Annotated in this window: 8 protein-coding genes; all 8 read left to right on the top strand. The window is 65.5% G+C overall.

From position 1 onward, the window contains the following. The first annotated feature begins 59 nt into the window (after window positions 1–59). From H7225_RS15140 to H7225_RS15105, 8 genes are read left to right on the top strand one after another with little or no spacing between them, the layout of a single operon-like run. Complete coding sequence (locus H7225_RS15140) at window positions 60–1,874, top strand: penicillin-binding protein 2 (RefSeq protein ID WP_290663354.1); 1,815 nt, start codon at window positions 60–62, stop codon at window positions 1,872–1,874. Beyond that, window positions 1,874–4,834 (top strand): bifunctional UDP-N-acetylmuramoyl-L-alanyl-D-glutamate--2,6-diaminopimelate ligase MurE/UDP-N-acetylmuramoyl-tripeptide--D-alanyl-D-alanine ligase MurF, encoded by a 2,961-nt coding sequence (murF, locus tag H7225_RS15135; protein WP_290663266.1) that lies wholly within the window; start codon window positions 1,874–1,876, stop codon window positions 4,832–4,834. Before H7225_RS15140 ends, murF begins: the two co-directional genes overlap by 1 nt. Next, window positions 4,824–6,002 carry a phospho-N-acetylmuramoyl-pentapeptide-transferase gene (gene mraY / locus H7225_RS15130; protein WP_290663264.1) on the top strand — a complete coding sequence of 393 codons (1,179 nt, stop codon included), beginning with the start codon at window positions 4,824–4,826 and terminating at the stop codon, window positions 6,000–6,002. The genes murF and mraY overlap by 11 nt, the downstream gene beginning before the upstream one ends. A 19-nt stretch (window positions 6,003–6,021) precedes the next feature. Next, the gene (murD, locus tag H7225_RS15125) at window positions 6,022–7,806 is read left to right on the top strand and encodes a UDP-N-acetylmuramoyl-L-alanine--D-glutamate ligase (protein ID WP_290663262.1); all 1,785 of its coding nucleotides are present in this window, start codon (window positions 6,022–6,024) and stop codon (window positions 7,804–7,806) included. Continuing rightward, entirely contained in the window at window positions 7,803–9,077 is a 1,275-nt protein-coding gene (ftsW, locus tag H7225_RS15120; RefSeq protein WP_290663260.1) for a putative lipid II flippase FtsW, read from the top strand. Before murD ends, ftsW begins: the two co-directional genes overlap by 4 nt. After that, window positions 9,074–10,186, top strand: a complete 1,113-nt coding sequence (gene murG, locus H7225_RS15115; RefSeq protein WP_290663258.1) for an undecaprenyldiphospho-muramoylpentapeptide beta-N-acetylglucosaminyltransferase — start codon at window positions 9,074–9,076, stop codon at window positions 10,184–10,186. The genes ftsW and murG overlap by 4 nt, the downstream gene beginning before the upstream one ends. Continuing rightward, window positions 10,183–11,586 carry a UDP-N-acetylmuramate--L-alanine ligase gene (gene murC / locus H7225_RS15110; RefSeq protein WP_290663256.1) on the top strand — a complete coding sequence of 468 codons (1,404 nt, stop codon included), beginning with the start codon at window positions 10,183–10,185 and terminating at the stop codon, window positions 11,584–11,586. The genes murG and murC overlap by 4 nt, the downstream gene beginning before the upstream one ends. A gap of 7 nt (window positions 11,587–11,593) precedes the next feature. Beyond that, window positions 11,594–12,565: a D-alanine--D-alanine ligase gene (locus tag H7225_RS15105; RefSeq protein WP_290663254.1), complete on the top strand. Its 972-nt coding sequence runs from the start codon at window positions 11,594–11,596 to the stop codon at window positions 12,563–12,565. The last annotated feature ends 152 nt before the right edge of the window (window positions 12,566–12,717 follow it).

The raw sequence follows: 12,717 nt of genomic DNA, 5'->3' as shown, positions 1-12,717 counted from the left end.
GCCTGGGCGATCTGGTCCGAAAACTGCGCCGCTTGCCGCGTCGGCAGAACGCTTCGGCCATGCCCACGGTGCGCTATGCCACCAGCCCTTTGCTGGCCTCACGCACGCCACCCTGGCGCGTGAAGTTTTTGATCGGTGCCATCGGCCTGGGCTTTGCTGTGCTGATCGGGCGCGCCGCCTGGATCCAGATCATCCACAACGATTTCTACCTGCAGCAAGGTGCCAGCCGCTACGAGCGCCGCATCGAGTTGCCCGCCAACCGAGGCCGCATCCTGGACCGCAATGGCGAGTTGCTGGCGTCCAGCGTGCCGTCGCCTTCCTTGTGGGTCATCCCCAAAGATTTTGAGGCCACGCCCGAGCAGTTCAAGGCCTTGGCCAAGCTGCTGAACATGAAACCCGCCGAGCTGAAGAAGCGCCTGGATGGCAACCAGAACTTCGCCTGGCTGCGCCGGCAGGTGGACGACAGCGTGGCCCAGCAAGTGGCCGCGCTCGACATCAAGGGCGTGCACGAGATCAAGGAAACCAAGCGCCAGTATCCCGAAGGCGAGGCCGCCGCGCACATCGTGGGCTTCACCAACATCGAGGACGAAGGCCAGGAAGGCATCGAGCTGGCCTACCAGAAGCAACTGGTGGGCCGCGATGGCGTGCGCCACGTGATCAAGGACCGCCTGGGCCGCGTGGTCGAGTCCGTGGGTGATTTGATCCCCGCCGACGATGGCCGCGAAATCCGCCTTTCGATCGACGCGAAGATCCAGTTCTACGCCTACCAGCGCATCCGCGATGCCGTGGCGCTGCACAAGGCCAAGGCTGGCAGCGTGGTGGTGCTCGATGCCCAGACCGGCGAAGTGCTGGCCCTGGCCAATGTGCCCAGTTACACGCCCTCCGACCGCCGCAACCTGACCGGCGCGCAACTGCGCAACCGGGCCTTGACCGACACCTTCGAGCCCGGCTCCACGATGAAGCCTTTCATCATCTCGTGGGCGCTCGAGACCAATCGCGTCAAGCCCGACACCATCATTGCCACCGGCAATGGGCGCATGACCATCGATGGCGCCACCATCACCGATTCGCACCCGCATGGCGACCTCACGGTCGAGCAGGTCATCCAGAAGTCCAGCAACATCGGCACGGCCAAGATGGCGCTGCAGTTCCAGCCCAAAGAGATGTGGGAGTTGTTCACGGCGGTGGGGCTGGGGCAAAAGCCGCAGATTGGTTTCCCCGGCGTGGTCACTGGCCGCTTGCGCCCTTATAAAAGCTGGCGCCGCATCGAGCAGGTCACCATGAGCTATGGCTATGGCCTGTCGGCCAGCTTGCTGCAACTGGCGCAGGCCTACACGGTGTTTGCGCGCGATGGCGAGCTGATCCCGATCAGCCTGCTCAAGCGCGATGATGCCGATGAAACCGCCATGCCCAAGAAGCTGGCCTTGCGCACCGACTACAAGCCGGGCTTGAGCACGCCCCTGGATGAGGTGGTGCCCGTGCGTGGCGCGCGCGTGTTCTCGCCCGAGACCGCGCGCGAGGTCCGCAAGATGTTGGCCATGGTCACCGCCAATGGCGGCACGGCGCCCAAGGCCCAGGCCATGGGTTACAGCGTGGGTGGCAAAACCGGCACCGCGCACAAGCAAGAAGGCAAGGGCTACTCCGGCAACAAGTACCGCTCGTGGTTCGTGGGCATCGCGCCCATCAGCCATCCCCGCATCGTCGTCGCGGTGATGGTGGACGAGCCGGGCAATGGCGTGTACTTTGGTGGTGATGTGGCCGCGCCGGTGTTCAGCCAGGTGGTCGAGCAAACCTTGAACCGCCTTGGCGTGATGCCCGATCTGGACGTGCGGCCCGACATCACGGCCATGCAAAGCGTGGAGGAAAGTTTCTGATGGGTGCCTCGCTGCTGATCCTCACGTGCGTCGATGACGCCATGGCGTGGCTGCGCCAGCAGGGCGTCAAGTCGCTCACGGTGAACAGCCGCGCCGTGGCCGACCAGGCGCGGCAGGGTGTGGGCTTCATCGCCTGGCCGGGCGCGGCGCGCGATGGCCGCGCTTTCGTGGCGCAAGCCTTGCAGGATGGCGCCCGCGCCTGCCTGGTCGAAGCCGATGGTGCCCAGGCCTTTGTTTTTGGCGATGCCCGCGTGGCGGCGTTCAAGGGCTTGAAAGCCGCCAGCGCCGAGATCGCGCATGGTTTCTACAACGAACCCAGCGCGCAGCTGGACGTGGTGGCCGTGACGGGCACCAATGGCAAGACGTCGACCTCGTGGTGGACCGCGCAAGCGCTGAGCGCCGTGGGCCGCCGCTGTGGTGTCATTGGCACCTTGGGTGTCGGTCAGCCGGGTGGCGGCGACTTGATGCCCACCGGCCTGACCACGCCCGACCCCATCACCTTGCACGCCACCTTCCGCCAATTCGTGGATCAAGGTTGGCAGGCCGTCGCCATCGAGGCCTCGTCCATCGGCATCGAAGAACAGCGCCTGGGCGCCACCCGCATCAGCGTGGCCCAGTTCACCAACTTCACACAAGACCACCTGGATTACCACGGCAGCATGGCCGCCTACTGGGAAGCCAAGCGGGCCTTGTTCGATTGGCCTGGCCTGCGCGCGGCCGTGGTCAATCTGGACGACCCGGCGGGCGGTTCATTGGCCGATGGTGTGAGCGCGCGTGGCCTGGATTTGTGGACTTATGGCCTGGTGCACACAGCACGCCTGCAAGCCACCGGCCTGACCCACCACGCCGATGGCATGGGCTTCACCCTGGTCGAGCGCGATGCCGACCTGGACGCCACGGTGGACCACGTCGAGGTCAACACCCACCTGGTGGGCGAGTTCAATGCGTCGAACCTGTTGGCGGTGATCGGTGCCTTGCGCGCCCTGGGCGTGTCCTTGAGCCAGGCCGTGGCCGCTTGCGAGAACCTCACGCCGGTGCCCGGGCGCATGCAACGGGTGGCTTTGCCCCACGTGGCGCCAGAAGGCCAGCCGGTGGTGGTGGTGGACTATGCGCACACACCCGATGCCTTGAAGAAAGCGCTGTGTGCCTTGTCGCCGATGGCCAAGGCCCGTGGTGGCCAGTTGTGGTGTGTGTTCGGCTGTGGCGGCAACCGCGACCCGATCAAGCGCCCGCTGATGGGCGCGATTGCCGAGCAGTTCGCCGACCACCTGGTGCTGACCAGCGACAACCCGCGCGATGAAAAGCCTTGCTTCATCCTCTCGCAGATCCTGGCGGGCATCGCGCGCCACGATGACGTCGACGTGCTGGACGACCGCGCCGAAGCGATCGCCGATGCGATCTCGCGCTGCGACCCGAAAGACGTGGTGCTCATCGCGGGCAAGGGCCATGAAACCATGCAGGAAGTGGCCGGTGTGAAGACACCGTTTTCCGACACCGACCAGGCCACCCAGGCCCTGGTGCGCCGCTTTGGCGCACCTGTTCAAGGCAGCGCACCCATGATGACACTTGGCTTGGCCCAACAGCTTTTGCCGGGTTCGACCTTGTCGGGCGACCCGGCCACTCCTTTGCTGCGTGCCCACACTGACACCCGCACCCTGCAACAGGGCGACCTGTTCGTGGCACTGCGTGGTGAGCGTTTCGATGCGCACGATTTTCTGCCGCAAGCGCGCGAAGCGGGTGCGGTGGCGGCCCTGGTGCAGCGTGGTCTGGACAGCTCGGGCCTGCCAGGCCTGACGGTCAGTGACACGAGGGCGGCCCTGGGCTGGTTGGCTTCGGGCTGGCGTTCGCGGTTTGACATCCCGCTGATCGCGGTCACCGGCAGCAATGGCAAGACCACCGTCACGCAGATGATCGCCTCGATCCTGCAGGCCTGGGTGGCCGAGCAAGGCCTGCCCGATGCGGCCTTGTCCACGCAAGGCAACTACAACAACGAGATCGGCGTGCCGCTCACCTTGTTGCGCCTGCGCCAAGGCCAGCACCGCTGCGCCGTGGTCGAGTTGGGCATGAACCACCCCGGCGAGATAGCCCAGTTGTCGGCCATCGCGGCCCCCACCGTGGCGCTGGTCAACAACGCCCAGCGCGAACACCAGGAGTTCATGCACACGGTCGAGGCCGTGGCGCGTGAGAACGGGGCGGTGCTGCAGGCCTTGTCGCGTGGTGGCGTGGCGGTCTTCCCGGCCGACGACGAGCATGCGCCGATCTGGCGCGAATTGGCCAACGGTTGCCACGTGATTGACTTCGCCGCTGAGGGCCCAGCGGCCGTCACCGGCCAGGCCACCTGGCAAGCCCAGCCTTCGCCACATTGGGTGATCGCGCTGCGCACGCCAGCGGGTCAGGCCAGTGTCAAGCTGCCCATGGCCGGTGCCCACAATGTGCGCAATGCGCTGGCCGCCACCGCTTCTGCCCTGGCGGCAGGCGCGTCGCTGACGGCGGTGGTGACTGGCTTGCAAGCTTTCGAGCCGGTCAAGGGCCGTTCACAATTGCATGGCATCCAGCGCCAAGGCCGCGATGTCACCCTGATCGACGACAGCTACAACGCCAACCCGGATTCGGTGCTTGCCGCCATTGACATGCTGGCCGGCTTGCCGGGCCCGCAATGGCTGGTGCTGGGCGACATGGGTGAGGTCGGCAACCAAGGCCCGTCTTTCCACGAAGAAGCGGGGCGTTACGCCCGCGAGCGTGGCATCGAGCAGTTCTGGACCGCTGGCACCTTGTGTGCGCATGCGGCCCAAGCCTTTGGCCCCAGCGCCCAACATTTCGACAGTGCTGCCGACATCGTGGCTGCGCTCAACGCCAAGACCGGCGCACCTGAAGCCGCGTCGGTCCTGGTCAAAGGGTCTCGCTTCATGAAAATGGAACAAGTCGTTGCCGTGCTGTTGGGAGGTGCCCATGCTGCTTAGCCTGACCGAATGGCTGCAGGTGCTGCACCCCGAGTGGGGCTTCTTGCGCGTGTTCCAGTACCTGACCTTCCGCGCAGTGATGGCGGCCATGACCGCCTTGCTGATCGGCTTGGCGCTGGGCCCCACCCTGATCCGCAAGCTCACCGAGTTGAAGATTGGCCAGCCCATCCGCGACTACGCGATGCAAAGCCACCTGACCAAACGCGGCACGCCCACCATGGGTGGCGCGCTGATCCTGCTGGCCATTGGCGTGTCAACCCTGCTGTGGTTCGACTGGTCCAACCGATTCGTGTGGATCGTGATGATCGTGACCACGGGCTTCGGTGCCATTGGTTGGGCCGACGACTGGCGCAAAGTGGTGCACAAAGACCCGGAGGGCATGCCCTCGCGCGAGAAGTATTTCTGGCAATCCGTCATTGGCTTGATTGCCGCGCTGTACCTGGCCTTCAGCGTGTCCGAGACCAACAACCTGCGCGTGCTGGAGCTGTTCTTCCGCTGGATCGGTTCTGGCTTTTCAAACGATCTGCCGCCCAAGGCCGATTTGATCGTGCCCTTCTTCAAAACGGTGAGCTACCCGCTGGGCGTGTGGGGCTTCATCGTGCTGAGCTACATCGTGATCGTGGGCACCAGCAACGCCGTCAACCTGACCGACGGCCTGGATGGCCTGGCCATCATGCCGGTGGTGATGGTGGGGTCCGTGATGGGCATCTTCTGCTACGTCACCGGCAACGCTGTTTTCTCCAAGTACCTGCTGCTGCCGCACATCCCGGGGGCGGGCGAGTTGATGATTTTTTGCGCCGCGATGGCGGGGGCGGGGCTGGCCTTTTTGTGGTTCAACGCCTACCCGGCCGAGGTCTTCATGGGCGACGTCGGGGCGCTGGCCCTGGGCGGCGCTTTGGGCACCATCGCCGTGATCGTGCGCCAGGAAATCGTGCTGGCCTTGATGGGCGGCGTTTTCGTGCTCGAGGCGCTGTCGGTCATGGTGCAGGTGGGCTACTTCAAATACACCAAGAAGAAATTTGGCGAGGGTCGCCGCATCCTGCTGATGGCGCCCCTGCACCACCACTTTGAAAAATCTGGTTGGAAAGAAACGCAGGTCGTGGTCCGCTTCTGGATCATCACCATGCTCTTGTGCCTGCTGGGTTTGTCCTCCTTGAAGCTGCGCTGAGCCGCCCAGCGCCGAACACATGCACTACCTCCGCAACCTCACTGTGCTGATCCTGGGTCTGGGCGACTCCGGCTTGGCCATGGCGCGCTGGAGTGCGCGCTGCGGGGCCACCGTGCGCGTGGCCGACACGCGCGAGGCGCCACCGCAGGCTGCCACGTTGGCGCATCATGTGCCCGGCGCGATCTTGCACGTGGGGCTGGGCCTGGAGTTGCTGGACGGCGTCAACCTCGTGCTCAAGAGCCCAGGCCTGGCACCGACCTCGGCCGATGTGGCCGCCTTGCTTGAAAAAGCCGCTGAGCTGGGCATCCCGGTGCGCGGCGAGTTGTCGTTGTTCGCTTCGGCCCTGGACGACCTGAAGGCCGACCGGGGCTACGCGCCCAAGGTGATCGCCATCACCGGCACCAATGGCAAGACCACCACCACGTCCTTGACTGCGCAGTTGATCGAACGGGCCGGCAAACGCGTGGGCTTGGCGGGCAACATCGGGCCCACCTTGCTGGACACCTTGGGTACTGCGCTGGACCTGGAGCCTGAAGTGGTGGTCGTGGCCGATGAAGAGCTGATTGACGAAGCCGCGCCGGTCACTGCCATCGACGAACCGCTGGTCGCCGAGACGCTGTTTGAAGACTCTGATGACGTTGCGGTGCAGCCTGTTGATGCGGCGCCTGATGCCGCGTCGGAACCCACGCCCGCTGCCATCTCCGACGATGCCGACGAGCCCCTGATCGTCCTGACCCCGCCCCCTCCGTCTGCACCGGTGTTTGAAGTCCTGCCTGAAGTCTGGGTGCTGGAGTTGTCCAGCTTCCAGCTCGATGGCGTGAGCAACTTCGAGCCCAGCGCGGCCGTGGTGCTGAACGTCACGCAGGACCACCTGGACTGGCACGGCACGATGAAAGCCTACGCCGCCGCCAAGGCCCGCATCTACGGCAAGCACGCCATCATGGTCATCAACCGTGATGACCCGGCCGTGCTGGCCATGGTGCCCGAGCCCGAAGTCATCAAGTCGGGGGGCAAGGGGCGTGCGGCCAAAGTCGTGCACCGCCACCTGGTCAAGTTTGGCCTGGATGCGCCCCAGCGCCCTGGCGACTTCGGCTTGGTCACTGAGAGCGGCATGGCCTGGTTGATGCGCGCCCTGGAGGCCGATCCCACCATCAAGCGCAAGAAGGGCGATGTGGATGAGCTCATCCTGCAGCGCCTGATGCCGGCCGACGCCTTGCGCATCCGTGGTCGCCACAACGCCTCGAATGCATTGGCGGCCCTGGCCCTGGCCACGGCGGTGGGGTGCCCGCTGGCGCCCATGCTGCATGGCTTGCGCGAGTACCGTGGCGAGTCGCACCGGGTGGAGCACGTGGCCAGCGTGGCGGGCATTGACGCCATCGACGACAGCAAGGGTACCAATGTGGGCGCCACCGTGGCCGCGCTGCTGGGCCTGGGCGCTGACCTGTCGCCGGGCAAGCTCGTCCTCATCCTGGGCGGCGATGGCAAGGGCCAGGACTTCGCGCCTTTGCTCGATCCCGTGGGCCGCCATGCACGCGCTGTGGCCTTGATCGGCCGCGATGGCCCGGCCTTGCAAGAGATTCTGTCAGGCGTGAGGCATGCCAACGGCGCGGCCTTGATCTTGCAAAGGCACGACAGCCTGGAGGCCGCCACGCGCTGGGCTTTCGAACAAGCCCACCCTGGCGACGCGGTGCTGCTCAGCCCCGCTTGCGCCAGCCTGGACATGTTCCGCAACTACGGTCACCGAGCCCAGGTGTTCATCGACACCGTGCGTGAGCTGGCCATCGAGCGGGGAGAGGTCGCATGAACGCCAGCGTCCTCAATCCCATGTCGTGGCTGGGTGGCTTGCGCGACCGCTGGTCAAACTGGCGCGGCCAATCTGGCGAGGGCCAAGGGGCCTTACCCGTGCGCGACCGCATCAACATCCTGGTCCAGCCCTCCAAGGTGATGGGCTTTGACCAGTCGCTGGTGTGGGTGGTGCTGTCGCTGTTGGCCCTGGGCCTGATCATGGTCTATTCAGCCTCGATCGCTTTGCCCGACAGCCCCAAGTTTGCCAAGTACACGCCCACCTATTTCTTCAATCGCCATTTGTTCTTCCTGATTTTGTCGCTGATGGTGGCGGCCCTGGTCACGCAGATCCCGCTGTCCACCTGGGAGCGCGTGGCGCCCTGGTTGTTCGTGCTGTCCTTGCTGCTGTTGATGCTGGTGCTGATCCCGCACGTGGGCAAGGGCGTCAATGGCGCGCGCCGTTGGCTGCCATTGGGCGTGATGAATTTTCAGCCTTCCGAGCTGGCCAAGCTGGCCATCACCTTGTATGCGGCCGACTACATGGTGCGCAAGATGGAGGTGAAGGAGCGCTTCTTCCGCGCCGTGGCCCCGATGGCCGTGGCCGTCGCCGTGGTGGGCCTGCTGTTGCTGGCCGAGCCCGACATGGGTGCCTTCATGGTGATCGCCGTGATCGCCATGAGCATCCTGTTCCTGGGCGGCGTCAACGGGCGCATGTTCTTCCTGATCACGGCCGTGCTGGTGGGCGCCTTCGCGTTGATGGTGTCGCTCAGCCCCTGGCGGCGTGAGCGAATCTTTGCCTACCTTGATCCGTGGGATGAGAAACACGCCTTGGGCAAGGCCTACCAGCTGACCCACTCCCTGATCGCCTTCGGCCGTGGCGAGGTCTTTGGCGAAGGCCTGGGCTCCAGCCTTGAAAAGCTGCACTACCTGCCAGAAGCCCACACCGATTTCCTGCTGGCCGTGATCGGCGAGGAACTGGGCTTCGTGGGCGTAGCCATCGTCATCGGCGCCTTCTTCTGGCTGGTGCGCCGCCTGTTCCACATCGGCCGCCAGGCCATCGCGCTGGACCGGGTTTTCTCGGGCCTGGTGGCGCAAGGCGTGGGCGTGTGGATGGGTGGCCAGGCCTTCATCAACATGGGCGTGAACCTGGGCGTGTTACCCACCAAAGGCCTGACTCTGCCCCTGATGAGTTACGGCGGCTCGGGCGTGATGATGAACTGCATCGCGCTGGCCATCGTGCTGCGGGTCGACATTGAAAACAGGCAGTTGATGCGCGGAGGTCGGGCATGAGCCGTCACCTCGTGATCATGGCGGCAGGCACGGGCGGGCACATCATGCCCGGCCTGGCCGTGGCCAAGGAGTTGCAAGCGCGTGGCTGGACCATCAGCTGGCTGGGCACCGACACTGGCATGGAAAACCGCCTGGTCCCGCCCACCGGCATCCCGCTGGACACCATCGCTTTCAACGGCCTGCGTGGCAAGGGCCTGGTGCACAGCATGACCGGTGGCATGCGCCTGCTCAAAGCCTTCACCGAATGCTTCAACATCCTGGGCAAGCGCAAGGCCTCGGCCGTGCTGGGCATGGGCGGCTACGTGTGCTTCCCGGGCGGCATGATGGCGGCGGCACGTGGCCTGCCCCTGGTGCTGGTCAATGCCGATGCCGCCATGCTGATGAGTAACCGCGCTTTGCTGCCGGTGGCCGATGTGGTGGCCTTCGGCTTCGACGGCCCAGCGGCCAACAGCACCAAGCTGGCCCGCGTCACCGGCAACCCGGTGCGTGCCGAGATTGAGGCCATCGCCGTGCCAGCTGATCGCTTTCAGGGCCGCACCGGTCCACTGCGCGTGCTGATGGTCGGGGGCAGCCTGGGTGCGGTCACGCTCAACAAGGTCTTGCCGCAAGCGCTGGCGAAGATCCCTGCTGACCAGCGCCCCAAGGTCACCCACCAGACCGGCATGGCCAACTTCGACGACGTCAAGGCCGACTACGCCGCTTTGGGCCTCGACACCGTGCGCGATGTCGAGGTCGTCCCCTTCATCAACAACATGGCGCAGCGCCTGGCCGACTGCGATGTGCTGGTGTGCCGGGCCGGCGCCATCACGGTCAGCGAGCTGTGCGCCGCTGGCGTGGCCAGCATCCTGGTGCCGCTGGTGGTGTCCACCACCTCGCACCAACGCGACAACGCTGCTTACATGGCCGAGCATGGTGCCGCCGTGCACCTGCCGCAAACGTCATTGACCGCCGACTCGCTGGCCCAGCGCCTGCAGGCCCTGACGCGTGATGGACTGCAGGCCATGGCGACCCAAGCCCGCGCGCTGGCCCGCCCGAAAGCGGCGGCGGCCGTCGCCAACGAGATCGAGAAACTAGTGACCACCAGTTCGAAGAAAAGGGCGTCAGCATGAAGCACGCCGTCAAACACATCCACTTTGTCGGTGTCGGCGGGGCCGGCATGAGCGGCATCGCCGAGATCCTGCACAACCTGGGCTACACCGTGTCCGGCTCGGACCAGAGCGACAGCGCCACCTCGCGCCGCCTGGCCTCGCTGGGCATCAAGGTGTTCATCGGCCACGATGCCGACCATGTGGTGGGCGCCGAAGCCGTGGTCACGTCTACCGCCGTGCGGGGCGACAACCCCGAGGTGATCGCCGCGCGCACCAAGCGCATCCCCGTGGTGCCGCGCGCCGTCATGCTGGCTGAGCTGATGCGCCTCAAGCGCGGCATCGCCATCGCCGGCACGCACGGCAAGACCACCACCACCTCGCTGGTCACCTGCATCCTGGCCGAGGCCGGGGTCGATCCCACCTTCGTGATCGGCGGCAAGCTCAACAGCGCAGGGGCCAACTCGGCCTTGGGCAAGGGCGACTACATCGTGGTCGAGGCCGATGAGTCGGACGCCTCCTTCTTGAACCTGCTGCCCATCCTGTCGGTCGTCACCAACATCGACGCCGACCACATGGACACCTACGGCCATGACTTCGCCAAGCTGAAGCAGGCCTTCGTCGATTTCCTGCACCGGATGCCTTTCTACGGTGCGGCCATCTTGTGTGCCGATGACCCGGGCGTGCGTTCGATCATCCCGCTGATCTCGCGGCCCGTCATCAGCTATGGCTTTGGTGAAGACGCCCAGGTGCGCGCGGTCAATGTCGAAGCCTTGCCCGGCGGCCAGATGCGCTTTGTGGTTCAGCGCCGCAATGGTGTGGTGATGCCTGATTTGCCGGTCACCCTGAACTTGCCCGGCGTGCACAACGTGCTCAACGCCTTGGCCGCGATCGCCGTGGCCACCGAAATTGAGCTGCTTGATGCGCCCATTGCCAAGGCCTTGTCCGAGTTCACCGGCGTGGGTCGGCGCTTCCAGCGCTATGGCGAGTTGCGCGCGGCCGATGGCGGCCAGTTCACCCTGATTGACGACTATGGCCACCACCCGGTCGAGATGGCCGCCGTGATCAGCGCCGCGCGCGGTGCTTTCCCGGGCCAACGCCTGGTGCTGGCCTTCCAGCCGCACCGCTACACCCGCACGCGCGATTGCTTCGAGGACTTCGTCAAGGTACTGGGCACGGCCGATGCCGTCTTGCTGACCGAGGTCTATTCCGCGGGCGAGCAACCCATCGTGGCTGCCGATGGCCGCGCGCTGACCCGCGCCGTGCGCGTGGCCGGCAAGGTCGAGCCCCTGTTTGTGGATGACATGGCCGACCTGCCAGGCGCCATCGCGCACAACACGCGCGGTGGCGACGTGGTGATCTGCATGGGCGCCGGCTCCATGGGTGGCGTGCCGCCCAAGGTCGTCGAACTGTTGAAGGATTGATGAAGACATGAGTACCTCACAACTGCCTGCGCCCACCATCGATGTCAAGTCGCTGGGCAAGGTTGCCGTGCTGTTCGGCGGCACCTCGGCCGAGCGCGACATCTCGATCATGTCGGGCTCGGGCGTGCTCAAGGCCTTGCAATCGCAGGGTGTGGACGCGCACGCGTTCGACCCGGCCGAACGCCCCTTGCAAGACCTGAAGGCCGAGGGCTTCGACCGCTGCTTCATCGCCCTGCACGGACGCGGCGGTGAAGACGGCACGGTGCAAGGCGTACTGGAACTGCTGGGCATCCCCTACACCGGCTCCGGCGTGATGGCCTCCAGCATCGCCATGGACAAGATCATGACCAAGCGCATCTGGCGCTTCGAAGGCTTGCCCACGCCCGACTGGCGCATGGTCTCCAGCGCCGAAGAATGCTCGCAGGCCCTGGCCGTGCTGGGCGCGCCCATGATCGTCAAGCCCTCGCGCGAAGGCTCGTCCATCGGCCTGACCAAGGTGACCGACCCCTCGCAGTGCGCCGCCGCCTACGCCGCTGCCGCCCAGCACGACCCTGAAGTGCTGTGCGAACAGTTCATCGAAGGCGAGGAAACCACCTGCCCGGTGTTGCTGGTGCAGGGCGAGGCGCAAGCCCTGCCGGTGATCCGCATCGTCGCGCCCGGTGGAAACTACGACTACCAGAACAAGTACTTCACCGACGAGGTCAAATACCTCTGCCCCAGCCAGCTTGGCGCGGACGAAGAGGTCGAGATTCGCCATCAAGTGCTGCGTGCTTTCAAGACCCTGGGTTGCCGGGGCTGGGCGCGTGCCGACGTGATGATCCGCCACACCGACCGCCAGCCATTCTTGCTCGAGATCAACACCTCGCCCGGCATGACCAGCCATTCCCTGGTCCCGATGTCCGCCAAGGCCGCTGGCCTGAGCTACGAGCAACTCTGCCTTACCCTGCTGGCCTCGGCCACGCTGGACTCCGCCAAGTAAGGACCAGGACTTGACCATGTTGGCCAACGCCGCCCTCAACCCCCATGCCAGCGAGATGCCGCAAGACATCCGCTGGATGAATGCCGCGTCTGCCGCGCTGGCAGGGTTGGCGCTGGCCGCGGTGTTGGCCTGCGGCCTGGTCAAGCTGTCGC

Source organism: Aquabacterium sp., from assembly GCF_014378415.1.
Lineage (GTDB): Bacteria > Pseudomonadota > Gammaproteobacteria > Burkholderiales > Burkholderiaceae_C > Aquabacterium.
This window is presented reverse-complemented; position numbering and strand designations above follow the sequence as displayed.

Coding starts and splice junctions, on each gene's coding strand:
- murD (WP_290663262.1), top strand. CDS start 6,022: ATGCACTACCTCCGCAACCTCACTGTGCTGATCCTGGGTCTGGGCGAC.
- murG (WP_290663258.1), top strand. CDS start 9,074: ATGAGCCGTCACCTCGTGATCATGGCGGCAGGCACGGGCGGGCACATC.
- murC (WP_290663256.1), top strand. CDS start 10,183: ATGAAGCACGCCGTCAAACACATCCACTTTGTCGGTGTCGGCGGGGCC.
- mraY (WP_290663264.1), top strand. CDS start 4,824: ATGCTGCTTAGCCTGACCGAATGGCTGCAGGTGCTGCACCCCGAGTGG.
- H7225_RS15140 (WP_290663354.1), top strand. CDS start 60: ATGCCCACGGTGCGCTATGCCACCAGCCCTTTGCTGGCCTCACGCACG.
- H7225_RS15105 (WP_290663254.1), top strand. CDS start 11,594: ATGAGTACCTCACAACTGCCTGCGCCCACCATCGATGTCAAGTCGCTG.
- ftsW (WP_290663260.1), top strand. CDS start 7,803: ATGAACGCCAGCGTCCTCAATCCCATGTCGTGGCTGGGTGGCTTGCGC.
- murF (WP_290663266.1), top strand. CDS start 1,874: ATGGGTGCCTCGCTGCTGATCCTCACGTGCGTCGATGACGCCATGGCG.